We start from the raw sequence: 19,997 nt of genomic DNA on the forward strand, positions 1-19,997 counted from the left end.
GGATTCAGGTATGAGCGTGGAGTGCTTCGTCACAGGCGGCAGTGGGTTTGTGGGTCAACATCTGCTGGCCCATCTTACCGCCACAGGGCATAAGACTTGGGTGCTCATGCGCAACCCTGAAAATATCGGACGCCTCAAAGCGCAAGTCGTGCAACTGGGAGGTAACCCTGCGTATATCCATGCAGTTGGAGGAGATATCAGCAGGGATGGGCTTGGACTCAGCGAAGCAGACAGGCAATGCGTAGCTTCAGCCGCTGTGGTCTTCCACCTCGCGGCGCAGTTTACCTGGGGCCTGACAATGGAACAGGCCCGCGCAGTCAATGTACAAGGGGCGCTGAATGTCGCCGGGCTCGCGGCGAGCCAGCGCATGCGCTTGCTGATGGTGGGCGGTTATATGCTGCAGAACCTTACACATCTTGCAAGTATCGGAGTTGATAACGAGCACCCTGAAAACACCAATTGGCCTGCAGTCTACGGCCGTGTAGGTGGCTACGAAGGGAGCAAGCTGGAGTCCCATTTCGCCGTCATCCGTTACATGCAGGCGGTAGGCGCAGATTACGCGATCGTTCATCCTGCTACGGTGTGTGGTCACAGCGAGAGTGGGCACATCCCTGAAGGACAACCTCTGGTAGATCTCATTCGAAATCTGGCACTGGGCCGGTTCAAGGCTGTCCCGGGTTCCGACAGGCACTGGTTGCCATTGGTCAGCGTCGATTACCTGGTAAAGATGATGACCTGCGTGGCGTTCGACCCGTCAATGGCCAACCGGCAGGTGCTGGCGCTGTATGAGCACACGCCAAACCTGCAGGGTATGCTCGAACAATTGGCACAAACGCTGAATATAAGGGCTCCCCGCCGCCATGTACCTATAGGATTGCTGAAGTGGCTATTGGCGATTCCCGGACTGGCCACCCGATTATCGATCAGCGCCGAGTCACTGAACTTCGTCCAGACGCAGCGCTTCGACATGAGTGACAGCCAGCAACTGGAACTCAAGTATCAGCTGGCACATCCCGACATGGCGCGAGCGTTGGAAAAGACCGTGCGTTACGTCCAGGGTTACTTGCCCAATCGTCATGTTCACACTTCTGCAAACCCTGCCGAGAGATAACAAACGGGTTCTGCCCTGAGTACACCCAGCTGAGCCCTGCGCATCGGCACCTGCCATGCTCGGTGCCAGCACGAACTGAGGGTGTCCCTGGAGTTGACCATGTAAGGATTACTCCTTGCAATTTCTTCCACACGCTCGGAGCTACGGTCCGCAGGAAGTAAATCCGATCCCTAGCCGTGTTCGAGAAGATGTTGGGCAATGGCAATCCTCTCGATGACTACAATCCTTTCGCCCCACCCGCTGTTCACTCGGATGCAAACGAAGGTCGTTCCGCGAACCATGCCACCGCCAGCGCCTTGAACGCCTCGGCCGAAGGCGTCAGCGGATAGCGCTGATCATGCGCTGTACGCAGATCCTTGCCATCGAATACTTGTTGGCGGCCCAGGCATTCGAGTTTCTCAAGGAGCAGCGCGTTGGCGCAGGTACCCAGGTAGTCTGGCGGTTACTGCGCGAACGGGTGCCTGCCTATGCCCAGGACCGCTAGCTGGCTCCGGACATCGCCAGCAGTGCATCGATCCTGAAGAATCCCGGCCTGCTTGACGCTGCCTTTCCTTGGCTGCTATGACGCGTGCTGAACGGCGCCAGGGTGTTCACACTACAGCGCTTGATGCTGCCCCAAAGGATTACTCATGCTCTACATCGTCATGCTCGGCGGTCGCCACCCTCGAGCCCGTATCGAAGTCCACGATGTTGTCTTCGCCCAGGCCGACACCCTGGAACAGCTCCATCCCCAGTTGCGCGAAGCCTGGTTTGGCAGCGCACAAGGCCTGCACATCGACTCCTGGCTGGAAGTCGGCGGGGTCGATGGCTACCGTGTCGAACTGAGCCAAGTAGCCCCCGGCCCCGGCGCCATGCGCTTGTTTTTCCTGAACCTGGGCGGTTATGAACGGCAGGTATTTGGCGAAGCGCACCGGTACCTGCTGGTGGTGGCTGTCGACAAGGCCGAAGCCAAGCGCCTGGGCAAGCAACGTATGGCAGAAGATTGGCTCAAGCCGCATACCGACGCCGTGCTGGATGTCGACGATTGCCTGCCGGTCGACCTGGTGGCAGGACGCTATGTGCATCTGGTCAAGGGTGAGCATGCGGGTATTCGCCAATTCAGCGACTACATCCTGCTCTGAAGCCTATGAGCCCAGGCCAAAACCAGCCCGTTCTTTGACCCGAAAATCCTGCCAAACGTAAACAGTGACTCGGCATTGACCGGCTGGAAGTTGCTGAAGCCTTCGCGGATCAGGCGGCCGAAGTTGCCCCCGGTGATCGACACCAGCGCTTTATACGCTCAGAGGTTTGCCTGGAAGAACGGCGTCAGATGCTGCAAGGCCCTAAGCACGCCCGGGCCGTCGTACAGGTCCATGTGCGCCAGGCCGTCGAGCACCACCAGTTCCTTCTTGCCCTGCGCCTTGGCAAGTATCTGGAAGGCGCTGGAAGAATGATCGTGGTACCTAACCGATTGGTGAACTTCATCGTCTGACCTTGCGGGCAGCTCCTGAAAGCCATGAAACCGGCATATTTTGATAATGCCGGTTTTTTTGTTCAGTTTCAGCGCACGCTTGGAATTCGCATCTTTACCTGTGCAAAAACTTGTACATCAATTTATATTTGTACAGTATTTTGTTTTCCGGTATCACACGCATGGCAAGCAGAAGCGCGGCGCTCAGCCTGTACACCTTGGCCATTCTGACCGCAATGGCGCTGCCCGCAAGCGCAGACTGGCGGCAATCGCTGTCATCGGCACACATGGCCGGTAGCGGCGAGTTCAGCTGGTTTGGCCTGCGTCTGTATACCGCCCAGCTTTGGCACAGTGGTTCCGCGTGGGACTGGAACGAGCCGTTCGCCCTCGAGTTGATTTATCACCGGTCGCTGTCCAGAGACACATTGGTACAGGCCAGCATGGATGAAATGCAGCGCCTGGCTGATCGCCCAATGCCGGCAGAGACCCTGAATCGTTGGTCCCAGGCTATGCGTCAAGCCTTTGTGGATGTACGCCCGGGCATGCGCATCAGTGGCCTATACCTGCCTGGAAAAGGTTGCCGCTTCTACGTCGATGGCCAACTTGTCCAGGAAGTGAACGACCCCGCCTTTGCCCGTGCCTTCTTTGCCATCTGGCTCGACCCGCGGGCCCGCGATCCACAGCTGCGCCAGCGATTGCTTGGGCTGACCGAGCAGGATCAAGGAGACTGAAACATGCACAAACTATTGCTGTTGATCGCCTGCCTGCTGCTGGGTAGCTGCAAAGTCGGCGTTGAGCATTACGCCCAGGAACAGCCACAGTTGGATTTGGTGGAGTTTTTCTCGCGGCCCGTGCAAGCCTGGGGCATGTTCCAGAAACGTTCAGGGGAAGTCGTCAAACGCTTTCATGTACGGATCGACAGCCGTCTCGAAGGTGAACAGTTGATCCTTGACGAGCACTTTGTCTACAGCGACGGCACGCGCCAACAGCGAACCTGGGCACTCACCCCGAACGGCCCCGGGCGCTGGCGTGGCACTGCGGGAGACGTGATCGGTGAGGCCAGCGGAGAAGTGGCAGGTAACGCGTTGCGCTGGCGCTACCGCCTGGATCTACCCGTTGATGGCCGCCACTGGGAGGTGGACCTGGATGACTGGATGTACCGGATGGACGAAGACACCCTCATCAACCGCTCCAGCATGAGCAAGCTCGGTGTGGAGATTGGGCAGATAACCTTGTTCTTCCGCCGTCTTCCGGCCAGCAAAGAGTAGTGCCGACGATGCGACTGGGCTTGGTGCTGGGCGACCAGCTGTCCTTCGACTTGCCGGTGCTGCGTGCGCTGGACCCTCAGCGCGATATGTTGTTGATGGCAGAAGTGGACGGTGAAGCACGCTATGTCCCTCATCACCCGCAAAAAATCGTGTTTATTTTCAGTGCAATGCGCCATTTTGCTCATGCATTGCGCGAACGGGGCTGGCGTGTGCAGTACCAAACATTGGACACGCCAGGCAACAGCGGCTCTATCGCCGGCGAGCTAAAGCGCTGGCTGGTGTTACTGGGCGCAGACGAGGTGCATGTAACCGAATGTGGAGAGTGGCGCCTGGAGCAGGCTCTACGCGATGCCGCGTTGCCACTTGTCTGGCACCGCGACACCCGCTTCCTGTGCTCACGCGAAGCGTTCGCACGATGGGCCGAGGGCCGCAAACAGCTGCGCATGGAGCATTTCTACAGGGGGATGCGCAAACGCTGCAACCTGCTGCTGGAGCCTGACGGCAGCCCCGCCGGCGGTGCCTGGAACTTCGATGGAGCCAACCGCAAGTCATTGCCACGCGGCTTGCGCGGGGCAATACCCGCGCAGTTTACCCGCGACGCCATCACCACTTCGGTCATTGCACTGGTTCGTGAGCGTTTTACCGACCATTACGGCGCAATCGATGCCTTCGACTATCCCGTAACCCACGAAGAGGCGCGGCAGCTCTGGGAACACTTTCTGGAATTCGGCTTGGCAGCCTTTGGCGACTACCAGGATGCGATGGCCGAAGGTGAACCCTATGTGTTCCATGCCCGCATCAGTGCAGCACTGAATGTTGGCCTGCTGGATGTGCGTCAGTTGTGCGAGGATGTCGACGCAGCCTGGCGTGAGCGGCGTGTGCCACTCAATGCGGCAGAGGGTTTTATACGGCAGCTGATTGGCTGGCGGGAATATGTGCGGGGTATCTACTGGTTGCGCATGCCCGAATACGCGCAACTCAATTACCTGGGTAATGTGCGTACGCTCCCCGAGTTCTACTGGACAGGCCAGACACGCATGCGCTGTATGGCCCAGGTGATTGGGCAGACACTGAAGCTGGGCTACGCGCACCATATCCAGCGCTTGATGGTCACCGGCAATTTCGCGTTACTGGCCGGCATTGCCCCACCGGCGATATGCGAATGGTACCTGGCCGTGTACATGGATGCCTTCGACTGGGTCGAATTACCCAATACGTTGGGCATGGTGATGCACGCAGACGGGGGTTACCTGGGCTCGAAACCGTATTGCGCCAGCGGCCGCTACATCCAGCGGATGTCCGATCATTGCAAGGCGTGCAGTTACAAGGTCGATCGCGTTGTGGAGGACGACGCTTGCCCGTTCAATGCGCTCTACTGGCATTTCCTTATCCGCCATCGCCCTTTGCTGTCTAGCAACCCCCGCCTGACGCTGGTTTATCGGGGGCTGGACAGCATGTCAGCCAGCCGACGCGACGCTGTCTGGCAACGTGGCCAGCAGCTAATGACGCACCTGGATGCCGGGGAGTCGATATGAAAAAACCGTTTCTACCCAGCAAAGTCTGCGCCGAGTGTGGCTTGCCTTTCACCTGGCGCAAGCGGTGGGCCGGCTGCTGGGAACAAGTGCGTTACTGTTCCGAACGCTGCCGCCGCTCACGCCACACGTCACATTAACGCGCTACCCGCTCTGCCCCACCAGAGCGGCTGGCCCGGCTGACGACAGCTTTCCCGGCACGATCGAATGCGACAGCGCATCACCGATCAACGACCAGCCCTTGAGCATCAGGAAACAGGACAGGAACGCACACACGCCGCCCACCAGCATCGACACCCACATCGCATTGCGCATATAGCCATGGGCGAACGGCTCGATCAGCCCTTCAACGATGGTTTGGGTGGTAACACGTCACGGGTCGAGGTAAGTCGGAACCAGACCCTCTTCCCCGTTGAGCGAGTCGACATACAGCACACCGCCATAGTGCGCGCCGGTTTGTCGGACACGGGGCTCTCACTGAAAATGGCCGGAACAGCAGCGCGCCAAGCAGCGCACCGGCAAGGCGTCAGGGTCCGGAAAGGTGCTTGTATTGTTCGAACATCCGACACTTCCACGTCTTGTCAGAGGAAACGGCTAGGTTGACGGTAGGGGCGCCGCTGTTTGAACCCGCACGACACGCACGGGTACTGCTGGCTTTAGTGCAACGAGTATGAATTGCTACCCTGCCGATCGCAAACAGGTCTACTGCCATTTCTCAATTCCCCCAAAGCCGCGTCAGGATGGTAGACTTCGCACCGGGTGCTAGCTGCATAACGCAGCAACGCAGGTTAAAGAACAGCGCAGGTCGGGCCGCCTTGCGGGGTTACTTGTGCCTATGCAAAAAATTCGAATTCCCCTTGCCCAACAACTGGCCCGTCGCGCGTTCGCCACGCTTGAGCGCTTCCTGCATGTCGAGGCCGTAAGTGGTTTCGTTCTGCTCATCGCCGCCCTGGCTGCACTCGCCTGGGCAAACTCTTCACTCGCTGATAGCTATGATGCGCTCTGGCACACACCGCTCACGTTCGGTGTGGGTTCGATGGTCTTCTCGCAATCCCTGCACTTCTGGATCAATGATGGCCTGATGACCATTTTCTTCCTGGTGGTCGGCATGGAGATCCGCCGGGAAATCCACGAAGGCGCGCTGGCAAGCCTGCGCCAAGCCACCCTACCCATGGCGGCAGCCGTTGGCGGCGTGGTTGTACCTGCCCTGATCTACCTGGCGTTCGCTCATGCACCCCAAGAACAGAACGGCTGGGCGGTCCCCACGGCGACCGACATCGCCTTCGCGGTTGGCGTGCTCGCCTTGCTTGGCAAATCGATCCCGTCCAACGTGCGTATCTTCCTGCTGGCACTTGCGATCATCGACGACATCATCGCGGTGCTGATCATTGCAATCTTCTATTCGGGCGGCCTGGACTACGCAGGCTTTGGTGTTGCCATCATCGGCATCCTGCTGGTTGTCGGGCTGCAGAAGATCGGCGTTGGCTCGGCCTACGCTTACGTGATTCCGGGCGCAATTACCTGGCTCGGCGTGCTGATGACCGGCGCCCACCCCACACTGGCGGGTGTGGTGCTTGGGCTCATGACACCCGTTCGCTCAGCGCCCATGGGTGAGCGCCCTGTGGATGCCGTCAAACGGTTTTCCAACGACCTGTTCGGCACCGCAAAAGCGCCAGAGCAGGACAGCAGCAACCTGATTGACCCACTGAAACGCCTGCGGTTTGCCCAGCGTGAAATGGTACCGCCTGTGGTGCGGGTCCAGAGTGCACTGCACCCCTGGGTCGCCTTCGTGATAATGCCCCTGTTCGCGCTGGCCAATGCCGGGGTCGGGCTGTCTGGAGTAGACCTGTCCTCCGAAGGGCCATACCACGTCATGCTCGCTGTCACCCTGGCACTTGTCCTGGGCAAGCCCTTGGGCATCGTCGGCATCAGCTGGCTAATGGTGCGCCTGGGTTGGTGTGAGCTGCCCAAGGGTGTCACCTGGAGTGGCATTACCTTGATCGGCTTGCTGGCAGGTATCGGTTTCACCATGTCGATCTTTATTGCCAACCTTGCCTTTGTCGACCCTGGCGCACTGGGTGCGGCCAAGCTCGGCATTCTTACCGGCTCGCTCATTGCTGCAACAGTCGGGCTGTTGTGGGGCGCAGTCAGTGTGAGAAAAGCCGCCAGCCCACTGAACGCCAGCTAGCCTGCAAAGTACCGCTTGCGGGCCACGCTGCGTCTCGGCAGCCCGCAAGTCAGGCTCTCGGTTTTACATCTCGACCTGGGTGCCCAGTTCAATCACCCGGTTCAACGGCAATTTGAAATATTTCAGGTTACTGTTGGCATTCTTCAGCAAGAACGCGAACAGGTGCTCGCGCCACTTGGCCATGCCGATCCGCTTGGTCGGTACCACGGTTTCCCGGCTGAGGAAGTAGGTGGTGCGCATGGGGCTGAAGTCCAGTTCGGCTGCGCCGCACTGGCTCAACGCGAGCGGTACGTCTGGCTCTTCCATGAAGCCGAAGTGCAGGCTTACCCGGAAGAACCCATCGCCGAAATCTTCGATCTCGAAGCGCTCGCCCACGCTGACCCGCGGCGAATCCTCTGATACCACCGTCAACAGCACCACTTGCTCATGCAGTACCTGGTTGTGCAGCAGGTTATGCAGCAGTGCATGGGGCACGGCATCAGTGCGGGCCGTCAGGAACACCGCAGTACCCTGTACCCGATGCGGCGGCTGTGCCTGCACACTGGCAATGAAGAGGTCCAGCGGCAATGCTGACTCGTCCAGCCGATCGAAGATGATCGAGCGCCCGCGCTTCCAGGTAGTCATGAGCACGAACAGGGCCAGACCGGCAATCACCGGGAAGGCGCCACCCTGAAGAATCTTCGGTGCGTTGGCCGCGAAGTACAGACCATCCACCAGCAAGAAGCCCAACAACAGCGGAATCGCCAACCAGCGCGGCGTCTTCCACAGCAACAGCACCACCGCCGAGGCCAGCAGCGTGGTGATTAGCATGGTACCCGTCACCGCCACACCGTAAGCGGCGGCCAACGCGCTGGAAGACTCGAAACCGACCACCAGCAGCACCACACCCACCATCAGCGCCCAATTGACCATGCCGATGTAGATCTGCCCCTGCTCTTCACTGGAGGTGTGCTGGATGAACATACGCGGCACATAGCCCAACTGGATAGCCTGCCGCGTCAGCGAGAAGGCACCGGAAATCACCGCCTGCGAGGCGATGATGGTGGCCAGGGTGGCCAACCCGACCATCGGCAATAGCGCCCACTCGGGGGCCAGCAGATAGAACGGGTTACGCACTGCCGTTGGGTCGTTGAGGATCAACGCGCCTTGGCCGAAGTAATTGAGCACAAGGCCTGGCAACACCAACATGAACCAGGCCCGGGAAATTGGCTTGCGGCCGAAATGCCCCATGTCGGCATACAGTGCCTCGGCCCCCGTCAGGGCCAGTACCACCGCGCCCAGTATCGCCACGCCCACACCCGGATGAGCGACGAAGAAGTGCACGGCCCATGCAGGGCTGAGCGCTTGCAGCACTTCGGGCCGTTGAGCGATTCCATAAACGCCAAGCGCGCCCAGCACCACGAACCACAGCACCATCACCGGCCCAAACAGTATGCCGATACGCGCCGTGCCATGCTTCTGGATCACGAACAGCCCGACCAGCACCACCACCGAGATCGGTACCACCCAGTGATCAATGCCATCGATGCCCAGTTGCAAGCCTTCGACCGCCGACAGCACAGAAATGGCCGGGGTGATCATGCTGTCACCATAGAACAGCGCCGCGCCGAACAGACCCAACAGCACCAGCACCCTGCTCAGGACTGGATAAGGCCGCGCCGCCCGCCTGGCCAGCGCAGTCAGTGCCATGATCCCGCCTTCGCCCTGGTTGCTAGCACGCAGGATGAACAGCACATATTTGACAGACACCACCCAGATCAGCGACCAGAACACCAGCGAGAGGATGCCCAGTACCCCTTCAATGTTGGCCTGCACGCCGAAATGGCCGTTGAACACTTCCTTGAGGGTGTACAACGGGCTGGTACCGATGTCGCCGTAGACCACGCCAACGGCAGCGACCAGCAGGCCGACGCCCGTGCTCTTGCCAGCGTGGGATTGATTTTCAGCAGTTGCGGTTTGGCTCACAGATAACGTCTCGTCTGTTTTGCGTAAATTCTGGCGTAGGTAGGAATTCGGGTGCTTGAAAAAGCTGCGCCAGTATCGGCCCTGGCCGTGATCCAGCGCATAAAGAATGCGTAAAAAAACCGTCGGCCGCCTCACCGTCCGCGTAAAAGAACAGCCGCCTTCACCCGCTGGCTGCCGGGGCGAAGAGCCCTTGGTTATTTTTTCATTTTGCTGCATCCAAGTGGCCTTCCCGTGGGTATTACCCAAGGGCAACACATCCTTGCCCTGCCAATCCCCCACCAGGAGATCACTCGATGAACATCACTCATGTCTCGTTTCTGCTTGCCTCTGGCCTGGTACTGGCCATGGTGCTGCCAGCCGCGCACGCCCAGACCGGAGTGCCCGATGCCGTAAAGGTGCCAAGCGGCTACAAAGTGGCGCTAGAAACCGTCGGCGTTGGCGAAATCACCTACGAATGCCGCGACAAAGCCGAGGCGCCCGGGCAGGCCGAATGGGCATTTGTTGGCCCTAGGGCCGTGCTCAATGATCGCAAAGGCAAACCTGTGGGGGACTATTTCGGCCCGCCCGCCACCTGGCAGGCGAAGGATGGCTCAAAGATAACCGGCACCCAATTGGCCATCGCCCCAGCGGCCAAGGGCGACCTGCCGTATCAACTGGTCAAGGCAAACCCCGCCGATGGCAAAGGTGCCATGAGTGGCATCAGCTTCGTCCAGCGCCTGGCCACACGTGGCGGCGTTGCACCACAAAGCGCCTGTACAGCGCAAAACAAGGGTGAGAAGCAGATCGTCAAATACCAGGCCGACTACATCTTCTGGGCCGCCAACTGAGGGCCGGGCGTACGAGCGTGCCGCCAGCCTTCAGCTACGCTCATGAGCACCCCCGGCCAGCCGGCCGGGGTATTTCTGCCAGCAGAAGGAACGCACCGGTTTGAACCTGCCTACGACGCCGTTCGACTTCCAGCGTTGCCTCGAGGCCTGTGCCATGGGCGAACGCAGCGCCTTGCAGGCGCTTTATGACCAGGAAGGTGCCCGGCTGCTTGGTGTAGCACGGCGCATCGCCCGTGACGATGCCATGGCCGAAGACATAGTCCATGATGCCTTCATCCGCATCTGGACCCGCGCCGCCACCTTCGACCCCGCGCGCGGTTCGGCAAGGGGCTGGATTTACAGCCTGACGCGGCACCTGGCACTGAATTTCATACGTGATACCCGTCGAGAAACCGTGCTGGACGATGTCGCCATTGATGCCATGGCGGCAATGGCACCCGAACACAATGACATGGCATTGCTGGCTGACTCGGCAAAGGTTCACCGTTGCCTCGATCAACTTGAGCCTGCTCCTCGCACGTGCATCCTGCATGCCTATGTCGACGGCTGCAGCCATGCCGAAATCGCCCACCTGCTCGGTAGCCCGCTGGGCACGGTCAAGGCCTGGATCAGACGTAGCCTGAAAGCGCTGCGGGAGTGCATGGAATGACGACCGAACCCGGCGCCGAAAACTTTGATGACCTCGACCAGCTGGCCGGGGAGTATGTGCTGGGCACATTATCGGCCGAACAGCATGCCGTGGTGGTCCGGCGCCTGGGCACCGACCGCGCATTACGCGATGCGGTAGACGCATGGGAGAACCGGTTGCTGGAGCTGAACACGCTGGCCACGCCCCAGCCGCCCAGCAGCAGGTTGTGGCAGCGGATCGAGCGCAGCCTGGGTGACCGCCCTGCCCGCCCTTCGTGGTGGCAACGCCTGGGGTTGTGGCAAGGTTTGGCCGCCACGAGTCTGGCCGCGAGCGTATTGCTGGCCCTGGCGTTAGTGACTGCGCAACCTCCGACAACCACCTACCTGGTGGTGCTCGTAGCGCCCACCACCCAGGCACCTGGCTGGGTGATCCAGGCCCGTGACACACACCAGATTCAGCTCATCCCCCTGGGCAAAACCGAGGTGCCGCCGGACAAAGTCTTGCAGTTCTGGACCAAGGGCGATCAATGGAAAGCGCCCGTCTCCCTTGGCCTGATCAGGCCTGGGCAACAGACCGACGTGCCGCTCGACAAGCTGCCTGCGTTGGAGCCCAATCAACTCTTCGAGCTGACGCTGGAGAAGCTGGGCGGTTCCCCAACAGGGCGGCCGACTGGCCCGGTGCAATTCATTGGGCGCGCGGTGAAAGTAATCTGAGGCGCCTGAAGACCCGACGCTCGGCCTGGCATACCCTCACTCACAGGTTGGTCTGGTCCTTGCTACGTAAGTGCCAAGCCGACGGTGATCGGTACCCACAATCACACTCCCGCTTTGGCGTTATCCGAATACTGCAACCACCGTCCGGTAACTGCAGACCCCTCGGGCCAGAACGGTGCAGCCATGATTGCCTGTGTAACGAGAGGTGACAATGATCATCAACGATACAAGCCTTGCGAGTGGTGAATGCTTCAGTGAGTTGCAACTGTTCACCGAACAGAACCAGTTATTCCTGCATTACGACCTGGACAACGTGCGCAGCAGTGTCGGGCGGATATTCAAACCCCATGAGCTGTCCGCCGTTCGCACTGGCGAGACGGTAGCGGCAAGCATGCACCATGTGGTCCGTGGGGGCCTGTCACTGGGGCGCCTGGAGTATGCGACGGAGGTCAATATCGACCCAGGGCGGCTTGAGGATTTCTACCTGGTCCAGATCCCCATCCACGGTGGCGCGACCATCCTCTGCGAAGGCATGGAGTTCGAATCCTCTCCCTTGGTAGCCTCGCTGCTGTCACCCAGCCTGCCGGCGCGCATGCGTTGGCAAGGTGGTGCGCCGCAACTGACACTGCGTATCGAACAGGCCGACATGGCCTACCACTGCCGCCAGCACATCCCACAAGCCAGCCAGCGCCTGCCGCGTTTCGACCCGCGCCTGGACTTCTCGCGCCCGGGCGCCGCCTACTTCCTGCAACTGCTCAACACCCTGGTCACCGCCATCGGCAGCCCGGAACACCCGCTGCACCAACCGCTGGTGCTCAAGCAATTTGAATCGGCACTGCTCAATTCGCTGCTGTATGGCCAGCCCCACAGTGCGCTGGACAACCTCGACCGCCCGGCAGAAAGCACTGTCTCGCCCTACTTCATCAAGCGCACCGAGGCCTTTATCCGAGAGCACCTGCACGAGCCGCTCAGCGTCGAGTCGCTGGCCGAACAGGCTGGCGTCAGTGTGCGCACCTTGTTCGCGGGCTTTCGCACCTTCCGCAATACTAGCCCGATGGCCTACCTGCGCGAATTGCGCCTCGAACAGGTGCATGAGGAGCTGGCGCGCAACGAGCAGGCTTCAGTGACCGATGTGGCGTTCAAATGGGGTTTCGCCCACTTGGGGCGGTTCGCTCAGGAGTACAAACGTCGCTATGGGGAACTGCCCTCGGCGACCCGACGGTTTCGAGCGTCCTGAGGGGACGGCGCGGTTGCCTCAGCGCAATCGCGCCAGTGTAGCGGATGGCGACTCACCGAACGCCTTGCGATAATCGCTGGCAAAGCGACCCAAATGACTGAAGCCCCACTCCAGCGCCACACTGGAGACACTGGCCGAGGCTCCGCCATTCAACAGCGCACTGCGCGCCGCTGCCAACCGATGATGCTTCAGATAGGCCATGGGTGTCAGCCCATGATGGCGGCGAAAAGCCTCGTAGAGTTTTTCTCGCGACACCCCCGCGACCTGCTCCAGATCATCCAGGCGCAAGGTTTCGCGGGCATGCTGGTGAAGAAACTGGCGGGCACGCACCAGATACTCTGGAACGCGCTCCATTGCGCCCGGCTCCAGCTCCGCCGAATAGTTGCTCGGCTGGGCCAGCAGCAGGCCCCGAATCAGCAGGCATTCCATGTCGCGCGCCAGACGCGGCTGACCGTACAGCGCGCTCATCTGCGGCCAGTGCTCCAGCACCTGCCGGATGCTCAACCACCAGGCGGCCACCGCCGCGCACCCGGTATCCATTTCTGCACGAAAACGGATTGGCTCGGCCAGCGGCCGCTGCAACAAGGCTTCGGCCACTTCCTCAAGGGCCTGCCGGCGGATCACCACCTGAAGTTTCTCGCAGTCCCCTCCCAGCTCCAGCGAATGGGCTTCGAGGGGTGACACCACCAGGCCGCATGCTGCGTCGGATCGCACCTGGTCCCGCCCGCTGCGCAGGCGCTGCCGCCCGCGCAGAGGCAGGCTGATGCTGTAGGCATCGAGGGAGCGGATATCGATGTTCACCTCCGTGCCGTAGGCGATACGCCCAAGTACCGTGCCCAACGCCGGCAGGCGCGTGCCCAGGTGACTGAAGCACAGCTGCTCCGGGTGCCGGGAGCGCAACTGGTGCGGGCCGCAGATCTCGCTCATCCATTGCTGGGCCAGGCCCAGTTCGGCACAGCGATTGTGCAGCGTGGCAGCGACGCTGTGCATGGGCATCTCCCGTCAAAACAATGGTCTGGCTCAATTGTCCGGCGCAGTACGGCCTCGCCACTATCCATTTTCTGCAGCTATTTGCAACCGTGTCATCCACGCACTGCAACGCCGGAAAAAATGGCTGATCAACGCCCATTAAGTGGCTAGAGCGAATGTGCTGCCAGCGCTTCAATCGTGCACACAACCCCAACAATGAGGACACGCCTGATGAGCGCCCGCAGCCTGACCCAATGGCAAACCTACGTCCAGGGTTGCCTGGACTTTCGCCCCGTCGAGGGGGTCTATCGCGTCGCCCGCGATATCTTCACCGAGCCAGAACTGTTCGACCTGGAGATGGAGCTGATTTTCGAGAAGCAGTGGATCTACGCCTGCCACGAAAGTGAAATCGCCAAGCCCAACGACTTCATCACCCTGCGCGCCGGCCGCCAGCCGATGATCATCACCCGTGACGGCAACGGCGAGCTGCATGCGCTGATCAATGCCTGCCAGCACCGCGGCGCCACCCTCACCCGCCAAGGCGCGGGCAACCAATCCACCTTCACCTGCCCGTTCCATGCCTGGTGCTACAAGAGCGATGGCCGGCTGGTCAAGGTCAAGGCCCCCGGCGAATACCCGGAAGGTTTCGACAAGGCCACCCGAGGCCTGCGCAAGGCGCGTATCCAGAGCTACAAGGGCTTCGTCTTCATCAGCCTCGACAGCAACGCCAACGACTCGCTGGAAGACTTCCTGGGTGATGCACGGATCTTCTTCGACATGATGGTCGCCCAGTCGCCCACCGGCGAACTCGAAGTGCTACCCGGCAAATCGACCTACACCTACGACGGCAACTGGAAGCTGCAGAACGAGAACGGCCTGGACGGTTATCACGTGTCCACCGTGCACTACAACTACGTGTCTACCGTGCAGCACCGCCAGCAGGTCAACGCGGAAAAAGGCGGCAGCGGCAGCACCCTGGACTACAGCAAGCTGGGCGCTGGTGATGCCGAGACCGACGACGGCTGGTTTACCTTCCACAACGGCCACAGCCTGCTGTTCAGCGACATGCCCAACCCCGCCGTACGCCCCGGTTACGACAGTGTCATGCCGAGGCTGGTCGAGGAATACGGGCAGACTCGCGCCGAATGGATGATGCACCGCCTGCGCAACCTCAATATCTACCCGAGCCTGTTCTTCATGGACCAGATCAGCTCGCAGCTGCGCATCGTCCGCCCGGTGGCCTGGAACAAGACCGAGGTCATCAGCCAGTGCATCGGAGTCAAGGGCGAGTCCGCTGCCGACCGGCGCAACCGGATTCGCCAGTTCGAGGACTTCTTCAACGTCTCGGGCATGGGCACGCCAGACGACCTGGTGGAGTTCCGCGAGCAGCAGCGCGGTTTCCAGGCCCGCCTGGAACGCTGGAGCGACATCTCGCGAGGCCATCACCGCTGGGCAGACGGCCCCACGCCCAACAGCGAGGCGCTGGGCATTCAACCGGTGCTGACCGGCCGCGAATTCACCCACGAAGGGCTCTACGTCAACCAGCACGGCACCTGGCAGCGTCTGCTGCTCGAAGGCCTGGCCCGCCGCGCGCTGCAACTCAAGGAGGTTCAGGCATGAACATCACCCAGCACTACGCCATCGAACAATTCCTGATCCGCAAGGCCGAACTCTGCGACGCCCAGGACTGGGACGCCTATCTGGAGCTGTTCGATGCAGACAGCGAATTCCACCTGCCGCAGTGGATCAGCGAGCACCGCTATGTAGAAGACCCGGACCAGGGCCTGTCGTACATCTACTACGCCGACCGCTCCGGCCTGGAAGACCGGGTATTCCGCCTGCGCACTGGCAAGTCCGCAGCTTCCACGCCGCTACCTCGCACCTTGCATCAGGTCAGCAACCTGCGGCTGCGTATGCTGGGCGACAACGAATTCGAAGCACGCGTGGCCTGGCACACCCTGTACACCCGTCAGGGCCAGCAGAGCAGTTTCTTCGGCCACTGCACCTATCGCCTGCGACAGACCGGCGAAACGTTCCGCATTCGCCGCAAGCATGTACTGCTGCTCAACGACACCATCGATTCCGTGCTCGACTTCTACCACCTCTGAGGGCCGCCAGCATGACCCATAACGTTGCCCTCAGCTTCGCCGACGGCAAGACCTTCTTCATTGCCGTCAAGCCCGGCGAACTGCTGCTCGACGCTGCACTGCGCCAAGGCATCAGCCTGCCGCTGGACTGCCGCGAAGGCGTCTGCGGCACCTGCCAGGGCCGCTGCGAGGCCGGTCGCTATGAGCAGGACTACGTCGACGAAGAGGCCCTGAGCCCCCACGACCTGGCCCAACGCAAGGTACTGGCCTGCCAGACCCGCGTGCAGTCCGATGCCACCTTCTACTTCGACCACGATTCCAGCCATTGCCATGCTGGAGAACCCCTGCTGCTGCGCAGCCGCGTAACCGATGTGGAGCTGGTATCGGCCAGCACCGCCATCCTGCACCTGGATGCCAGCGAGCAGCCAGACACCCTGCACTTCCTGCCCGGCCAGTATGCCCGCTTGCAAGTGCCCGGCACCGATCAATGCCGTGCCTACTCATTCGCCAACCGGCCAAACCCTGGCAACCAGCTGCAGTTCCTGATTCGCCTGCTGCCAGACGGTGTGATGAGCAACTTCCTGCGCGAGCACTGCACGCCCGGCATGGAGATGCTGCTGGAGGCGCCGCTGGGCAGTTTCTACCTGCGTCAGGTGGAACGGCCGTTGGTGATGGTGGCGGGCGGTACTGGCCTGTCGGCGTTCCTCGGCATGCTCGACGAGATTGCCGAGCGCGGTGACTGCGGCTACCCGATCCAGCTGTTCTACGGTGTCAACCAGGAAGCCGACCTGTGCGAAACCGCGCGCCTGGAGGCCCTGCGCGCGCGTATTCCCGGCTTTGAGTTCACCCCCGTGGTCAGCCAGCCCGGCGCCAGCTGGACCGGAAGGCGCGGTTACATTCATGAGCACTTCGACCGTGAGCGACTGGTTGCCACGCCGTTCGACATGTACCTGTGCGGCCCGCCCCCCATGGTCGAAGCCGTGAAAAACTGGGTCACCGAGCAGGCCCCGGCCGGGGTGCAGGTTTACGCCGAGAAGTTCCTGCAAAGCGCCAGCCGGCCCTAACCCTGAAATAACGGCACAACAGAGGTAAACACAATGAGCCTGGGCATTTCCTGGAATGCCCGGGCTCAATGCATTCCGGGGGCACGCTCTGCTGTGCCACGCACTCTTCAAAAAAAAGGCCTGCCAAATGGGCAGGCCAAACCTTCATCAAGAGGCGAACACCGCCTCGATCAGAAGTGGTGGATATAGCGCACCTGCAACCGCGATCCGTCCGGGCGGTTTTCCACGTCCTGCTCGAAATAGGCGTTGAACACGAGGTGATCGTCCTTGGAAAAGCTGTACATCGCACCCGGCCCGATTGCCCAGACCTTTTCCCGGCGCCCAGAGACTTCATGGCCATCTACCCGGGTGTCACTGATCTGCTTGAGCCAGTACCCGTTGATGCCCAGGCGCAGTTGCGGGGTGACCGCATACTCGGTAGCGAAGTTGGCGTGCAGCGCTTGGCCAGCCTGAATATCGTCGGCATCGCCAAAGCCGTAGTTGGGGTCGTGGTTCTTGAAGTTGTAGAGGTAATGCGCACGCACCGAGGCGGTCCAGTCGGGGGTGAACCAATAGGTCGCCGCCCAGTAGGGGTTGAAAGAAACCGCATTGTTGCCGGGGTTGATGTCCTTCTTGTCGCTGTACTCGCCGGTGGGCAGGTTGACCTGCAATTCGATGCGGTGGACAAAGCGTGGGCCGTCCGGCCCCATGATCGGGTCGAACTGGATGAACGGCCCGATCAGCCAGTCACCCACCCCGCCCTGGTCCTTCAGGGCCGCGTTGTTCAAACCGTCATCGACTTTCATCCGGGTGACGATAGGCAACACCGTGTTCAGGCCCAGGCTGGCGTTGCCAACGCGCAGCTCAGACAGGTAACTGACCTGCGTCACCGCCACCTGATAGTCCAGCTGGGTCTTCGGCAAGCCCAGCTTGTCGCCGTTCTTGTCTACCAGCCGGTTCGCGCTGTAGTTCTGGAAGTACTGTTGCAGGTACCAGCCCGGCCCCGCCGGCAGGCCGCCGTCGAGAAAGCTGGTCAGGCCCAGGTTGACCACCGGCAGGTCATACGCTTGGGCCGCACCACTGCCCAGCGCAAGGGCGCAGGCCAGGTAACGGATGTTATTCATGCAAGGCTCCGAATGTTGTTTTTGGTGGCAGGAGACTCAACGGCCGAGTTCGGGGTGCGCGACGGCGACCCGGTACTGCCCGGCATGGAAGACCAGCGGTTCTCCGCCGCTGTATCGGTAGTGCTCGATTTCACCGAGGAAGATCAGGTGATCGCCGCCCTCGTACTGGGTGACGTTGCGGCACACCAGGGTAGCGATGGCACCGTCGAGCAGCGGCACGCCGGCGGTGGCCTCGACATGCTCGATGCCAGCGAACTTGTCTGACGAAGGCCGCGCAAAGTGCCCGGACAAACCGTGCTGGTCGCTGCCCAGCACATTGATGGCGAAATGGCTGGCGGCCAGGAAGTCGCTCACACTCGGCGCCGTGCGCGCCAGGCTCCAGAGCACCAGCGGCGGCTCCAGCGACACCGAGGAAAACGAATTGGCGGTCATCCCCACCTTGCGACCGTCGCTCGCCCGGGTGGTGACCACCGTAACCCCCGTGGCGAACTGCCCAAGCAGGTTGCGCAGGGCCCGTGGCTCGCTGCTGTCGGCGGCGATCAGATTGTCAGGCAAATGCATTGCGTTCATGCTCATGGCTCCTCAGGCTGCCTGCTGGCACAGCTTGTCAACAAAGGCCTGGCAGGCCTGGGCATCGAACCACCAGGGAGCAAACTGCCGCGGGTCATCGAAGTTGTTGGCGATGATCGAGGCCAGCGCCTGGGACTTGCTGGCAGCGCCGAGCAGTTTCAGCAGGTGCTCGGGGGGCGGCAGCAGCATGCTGTTGGTCCAGCCGACCACGTGCTGGGCGTAGTCCCAGTAACGCTCGAAGGTCTGCACCATCCATTGCGGGGTGAACGCCTGGTCGCCATGAGCAACGATGGCATCGAGGTAGACCTTGCTGCACTTGGCAGCGTTGTTGGAGCCCTGGCCGGTAATCGGGTCGTTGACCACCAGGGCATCGGCCATGCCGAACACCGGCAGGCCTGACGGCAGCTCCAGCACCGGCTTGCGCACCATCGGCGTAAAACGTCCGGCCAGCACACCTCCCGCATCGGTCAGCTCTAAATTGCGGCAACGCTCGGCCTCCCAAGGCACATAGCGGCGAACAATTTCCAGGCTGCGCTGCAAGTGCTGCTCGGGGCTCTGCACGTCTTGCCAGCAGTCCATCGGCCCGCCAGGCACGCCTTCGAACACCATGATTTCGCACGGCCCGCTCAAGGTCAGCGCCGGGAACACGAAGTACTCGCCTACGCCGGGGATCAGGTTGAAGGCCACCCGCGAATAGGGCGACATCGGCGTCATGCCTTTCACGTAGGTCAGCGCCAACGCCCGCTGCGGCTGGCTGAAGCAGGTGCGCTCGGCATCCTTGGGGAACAGGTTGACGATCTCGCCCTTGCCCGCCGCCAGCAGCACCAGGTCGTGGCTGACAGCCAATGCTTCCAGCTCTTTGACACCGACGTCCTGGATGGTCAACTCGCCGCCACGGCGGACGAACTCATCCATCCACACCGGCATCTTCAGGCGCTGGTCCACGGCTTGGGCGTAGCGTTCGAGGCGCGCACTCCAGTCAATCGCCTTGCTGCCCGGCTGTTCAGGGTGCGGGACGCTGAGGCCGATGCCTTCCACGGCGGGGCATTGTTCTTCCCAGAAGTTGAGGCCCAGGTCCCGTTCGGTCTGCAAGGCGGTGTTGAACATGCACTGGCTGGACATCACCTTGCCGGTACGAATCTGTTCAGCGGTGCGGTTGGTGGTAATGCTCACCTGGTAGCCCTGGGCAAGCAGCCCGAGCCCCAGTTGCAGGCCGGCCTGGCCGGCCCCGACGATAGCGATGCGACGCATGGAGTAACTCCCATTGTAGGATTGTTTTTGTGGA

21 protein-coding genes and 1 pseudogene are annotated in these 19,997 nt (G+C 61.2%); 16 read left to right on the forward strand and 6 right to left on the reverse strand.

Annotated elements, in window-relative coordinates; genetic code table 11:
- Positions 1-10: 10 nt before the first annotated feature.
- From ACF8R4_RS17145 to ACF8R4_RS17180, 8 genes and pseudogenes are all read left to right on the forward strand, one after another.
- A complete protein-coding gene (locus ACF8R4_RS17145; RefSeq protein WP_392493001.1) occupies positions 11-1,111 on the forward strand; it encodes an SDR family oxidoreductase in 1,101 nt (366 codons plus the stop codon).
- 340 nt (positions 1,112-1,451) lie between these two features.
- Positions 1,452-1,676: pseudogene (locus ACF8R4_RS17150) on the forward strand (histidine ammonia-lyase); the annotation flags it as partial.
- 64 nt (positions 1,677-1,740) lie between these two features.
- Positions 1,741-2,232: a DUF1543 domain-containing protein gene (locus tag ACF8R4_RS17155; RefSeq protein ID WP_060500055.1), complete on the forward strand. Its 492-nt coding sequence runs from the start codon at positions 1,741-1,743 to the stop codon at positions 2,230-2,232.
- A 188-nt stretch (positions 2,233-2,420) separates the two neighbouring features.
- Complete coding sequence (locus ACF8R4_RS17160) at positions 2,421-2,582, forward strand: hypothetical protein (protein ID WP_156342171.1); 162 nt, start codon at positions 2,421-2,423, stop codon at positions 2,580-2,582.
- A gap of 161 nt (positions 2,583-2,743) precedes the next feature.
- Positions 2,744-3,292 (forward strand): chalcone isomerase family protein, encoded by a 549-nt coding sequence (locus ACF8R4_RS17165; protein WP_156866738.1) that lies wholly within the window; start codon positions 2,744-2,746, stop codon positions 3,290-3,292.
- Between the two features lie 3 nt (positions 3,293-3,295).
- Positions 3,296-3,829: a DUF3833 domain-containing protein gene (locus ACF8R4_RS17170; protein ID WP_060500053.1), complete on the forward strand. Its 534-nt coding sequence runs from the start codon at positions 3,296-3,298 to the stop codon at positions 3,827-3,829.
- Between the two features lie 8 nt (positions 3,830-3,837).
- Entirely contained in the window at positions 3,838-5,364 is a 1,527-nt protein-coding gene (locus ACF8R4_RS17175; RefSeq protein ID WP_060500052.1) for a cryptochrome/photolyase family protein, read from the forward strand.
- Positions 5,361-5,501, forward strand: a complete 141-nt coding sequence (locus tag ACF8R4_RS17180) for a DUF2256 domain-containing protein (RefSeq protein WP_104834933.1) — start codon at positions 5,361-5,363, stop codon at positions 5,499-5,501. The genes ACF8R4_RS17175 and ACF8R4_RS17180 overlap by 4 nt, the downstream gene beginning before the upstream one ends.
- Positions 5,502-5,505: 4 nt before the next feature.
- Here the strand turns inward: ACF8R4_RS17180 and ACF8R4_RS17185 are convergent, their stop codons facing one another.
- A complete protein-coding gene (locus tag ACF8R4_RS17185) occupies positions 5,506-5,676 on the reverse strand; it encodes a metal ABC transporter permease (RefSeq protein ID WP_198035904.1) in 171 nt (56 codons plus the stop codon).
- A 520-nt stretch (positions 5,677-6,196) separates the two neighbouring features.
- Here ACF8R4_RS17185 and nhaA point away from each other — a divergent pair.
- The gene (nhaA, locus tag ACF8R4_RS17190) at positions 6,197-7,549 is read left to right on the forward strand and encodes a Na+/H+ antiporter NhaA (protein ID WP_060500051.1); all 1,353 of its coding nucleotides are present in this window, start codon (positions 6,197-6,199) and stop codon (positions 7,547-7,549) included.
- A gap of 63 nt (positions 7,550-7,612) precedes the next feature.
- Here the strand turns inward: nhaA and ACF8R4_RS17195 are convergent, their stop codons facing one another.
- The gene (locus ACF8R4_RS17195; protein WP_060500050.1) at positions 7,613-9,514 is read right to left on the reverse strand and encodes a potassium transporter Kup; all 1,902 of its coding nucleotides are present in this window, start codon (positions 9,512-9,514) and stop codon (positions 7,613-7,615) included.
- A gap of 293 nt (positions 9,515-9,807) precedes the next feature.
- Here ACF8R4_RS17195 and ACF8R4_RS17200 point away from each other — a divergent pair, with 293 nt between their 5' ends.
- From ACF8R4_RS17200 to ACF8R4_RS17215, 4 genes are all read left to right on the forward strand, one after another.
- Positions 9,808-10,341, forward strand: a complete 534-nt coding sequence (locus tag ACF8R4_RS17200; protein ID WP_060500049.1) for a DUF3455 domain-containing protein — start codon at positions 9,808-9,810, stop codon at positions 10,339-10,341.
- A 100-nt stretch (positions 10,342-10,441) separates the two neighbouring features.
- Positions 10,442-10,990: a sigma-70 family RNA polymerase sigma factor gene (locus ACF8R4_RS17205; protein WP_060500048.1), complete on the forward strand. Its 549-nt coding sequence runs from the start codon at positions 10,442-10,444 to the stop codon at positions 10,988-10,990.
- On the forward strand, positions 10,987-11,682 hold the full coding sequence (locus tag ACF8R4_RS17210) for an anti-sigma factor domain-containing protein (protein WP_060500047.1): 696 nt from the start codon (positions 10,987-10,989) through the stop codon (positions 11,680-11,682). Before ACF8R4_RS17205 ends, ACF8R4_RS17210 begins: the two co-directional genes overlap by 4 nt.
- Before the next feature lie 211 nt (positions 11,683-11,893).
- Positions 11,894-12,919, forward strand: a complete 1,026-nt coding sequence (locus tag ACF8R4_RS17215; protein ID WP_060500046.1) for an AraC family transcriptional regulator — start codon at positions 11,894-11,896, stop codon at positions 12,917-12,919.
- Positions 12,920-12,937: 18 nt separating this feature from the next.
- Here ACF8R4_RS17215 and ACF8R4_RS17220 read toward each other — a convergent pair whose 3' ends face one another.
- Entirely contained in the window at positions 12,938-13,909 is a 972-nt protein-coding gene (locus ACF8R4_RS17220) for an AraC family transcriptional regulator (protein ID WP_060500045.1), read from the reverse strand.
- A 210-nt stretch (positions 13,910-14,119) separates the two neighbouring features.
- On the opposite strand from ACF8R4_RS17220, the gene antA reads away from it, so the two are divergent.
- From antA to antC, 3 genes are read left to right on the forward strand one after another with little or no spacing between them, the layout of a single operon-like run.
- On the forward strand, positions 14,120-15,508 hold the full coding sequence (antA, locus tag ACF8R4_RS17225; protein ID WP_164524474.1) for an anthranilate 1,2-dioxygenase large subunit: 1,389 nt from the start codon (positions 14,120-14,122) through the stop codon (positions 15,506-15,508).
- Positions 15,505-15,996 (forward strand): anthranilate 1,2-dioxygenase small subunit, encoded by a 492-nt coding sequence (gene antB, locus ACF8R4_RS17230; RefSeq protein ID WP_060500043.1) that lies wholly within the window; start codon positions 15,505-15,507, stop codon positions 15,994-15,996. The genes antA and antB overlap by 4 nt, the downstream gene beginning before the upstream one ends.
- 11 nt (positions 15,997-16,007) lie before the next feature.
- The gene (antC, locus tag ACF8R4_RS17235; RefSeq protein ID WP_164524473.1) at positions 16,008-17,039 is read left to right on the forward strand and encodes an anthranilate 1,2-dioxygenase electron transfer component AntC; all 1,032 of its coding nucleotides are present in this window, start codon (positions 16,008-16,010) and stop codon (positions 17,037-17,039) included.
- A 170-nt stretch (positions 17,040-17,209) separates the two neighbouring features.
- On the opposite strand, the gene ACF8R4_RS17240 is transcribed toward antC, so the two are convergent.
- The 3 genes from ACF8R4_RS17240 to ACF8R4_RS17250 are packed head-to-tail and all read right to left on the reverse strand — an operon-like array spanning position 17,210 to position 19,963.
- The gene (locus tag ACF8R4_RS17240) at positions 17,210-18,142 is read right to left on the reverse strand and encodes a transporter (protein WP_060500041.1); all 933 of its coding nucleotides are present in this window, start codon (positions 18,140-18,142) and stop codon (positions 17,210-17,212) included.
- Between the two features lie 36 nt (positions 18,143-18,178).
- Positions 18,179-18,712, reverse strand: a complete 534-nt coding sequence (locus ACF8R4_RS17245) for a flavin reductase family protein (protein ID WP_104834937.1) — start codon at positions 18,710-18,712, stop codon at positions 18,179-18,181.
- Positions 18,713-18,724: 12 nt separating this feature from the next.
- Positions 18,725-19,963 carry a styrene monooxygenase/indole monooxygenase family protein gene (locus tag ACF8R4_RS17250; protein ID WP_060500039.1) on the reverse strand — a complete coding sequence of 413 codons (1,239 nt, stop codon included), beginning with the start codon at positions 19,961-19,963 and terminating at the stop codon, positions 18,725-18,727.
- Positions 19,964-19,997 lie beyond the last annotated feature (34 nt).

Origin of the sequence: Pseudomonas sp. FYR_2 (assembly GCF_043106425.1) — a bacterium.
GTDB lineage: Bacteria > Pseudomonadota > Gammaproteobacteria > Pseudomonadales > Pseudomonadaceae > Aquipseudomonas > Aquipseudomonas monteilii.

Bases quoted from the DNA above. Each gene is read 5' to 3' on its own strand.
- ACF8R4_RS17145 (WP_392493001.1), top strand. From the start codon at position 11: ATGAGCGTGGAGTGCTTCGTCACAGGCGGCAGTGGGTTTGTGGGTCAA.
- ACF8R4_RS17155 (WP_060500055.1), top strand. From the start codon at position 1,741: ATGCTCTACATCGTCATGCTCGGCGGTCGCCACCCTCGAGCCCGTATC.
- ACF8R4_RS17160 (WP_156342171.1), top strand. From the start codon at position 2,421: ATGCTGCAAGGCCCTAAGCACGCCCGGGCCGTCGTACAGGTCCATGTG.
- ACF8R4_RS17165 (WP_156866738.1), top strand. From the start codon at position 2,744: ATGGCAAGCAGAAGCGCGGCGCTCAGCCTGTACACCTTGGCCATTCTG.
- ACF8R4_RS17170 (WP_060500053.1), top strand. From the start codon at position 3,296: ATGCACAAACTATTGCTGTTGATCGCCTGCCTGCTGCTGGGTAGCTGC.
- ACF8R4_RS17175 (WP_060500052.1), top strand. From the start codon at position 3,838: ATGCGACTGGGCTTGGTGCTGGGCGACCAGCTGTCCTTCGACTTGCCG.
- ACF8R4_RS17180 (WP_104834933.1), top strand. From the start codon at position 5,361: ATGAAAAAACCGTTTCTACCCAGCAAAGTCTGCGCCGAGTGTGGCTTG.
- ACF8R4_RS17185 (WP_198035904.1), bottom strand. From the start codon at position 5,676: ATGCGCAATGCGATGTGGGTGTCGATGCTGGTGGGCGGCGTGTGTGCG.
- nhaA (WP_060500051.1), top strand. From the start codon at position 6,197: ATGCAAAAAATTCGAATTCCCCTTGCCCAACAACTGGCCCGTCGCGCG.
- ACF8R4_RS17200 (WP_060500049.1), top strand. From the start codon at position 9,808: ATGAACATCACTCATGTCTCGTTTCTGCTTGCCTCTGGCCTGGTACTG.
- ACF8R4_RS17210 (WP_060500047.1), top strand. From the start codon at position 10,987: ATGACGACCGAACCCGGCGCCGAAAACTTTGATGACCTCGACCAGCTG.
- ACF8R4_RS17215 (WP_060500046.1), top strand. From the start codon at position 11,894: ATGATCATCAACGATACAAGCCTTGCGAGTGGTGAATGCTTCAGTGAG.
- ACF8R4_RS17220 (WP_060500045.1), bottom strand. From the start codon at position 13,909: ATGCACAGCGTCGCTGCCACGCTGCACAATCGCTGTGCCGAACTGGGC.
- antA (WP_164524474.1), top strand. From the start codon at position 14,120: ATGAGCGCCCGCAGCCTGACCCAATGGCAAACCTACGTCCAGGGTTGC.
- antB (WP_060500043.1), top strand. From the start codon at position 15,505: ATGAACATCACCCAGCACTACGCCATCGAACAATTCCTGATCCGCAAG.
- antC (WP_164524473.1), top strand. From the start codon at position 16,008: ATGACCCATAACGTTGCCCTCAGCTTCGCCGACGGCAAGACCTTCTTC.
- ACF8R4_RS17240 (WP_060500041.1), bottom strand. From the start codon at position 18,142: ATGAATAACATCCGTTACCTGGCCTGCGCCCTTGCGCTGGGCAGTGGT.
- ACF8R4_RS17245 (WP_104834937.1), bottom strand. From the start codon at position 18,712: ATGAACGCAATGCATTTGCCTGACAATCTGATCGCCGCCGACAGCAGC.
- ACF8R4_RS17250 (WP_060500039.1), bottom strand. From the start codon at position 19,963: ATGCGTCGCATCGCTATCGTCGGGGCCGGCCAGGCCGGCCTGCAACTG.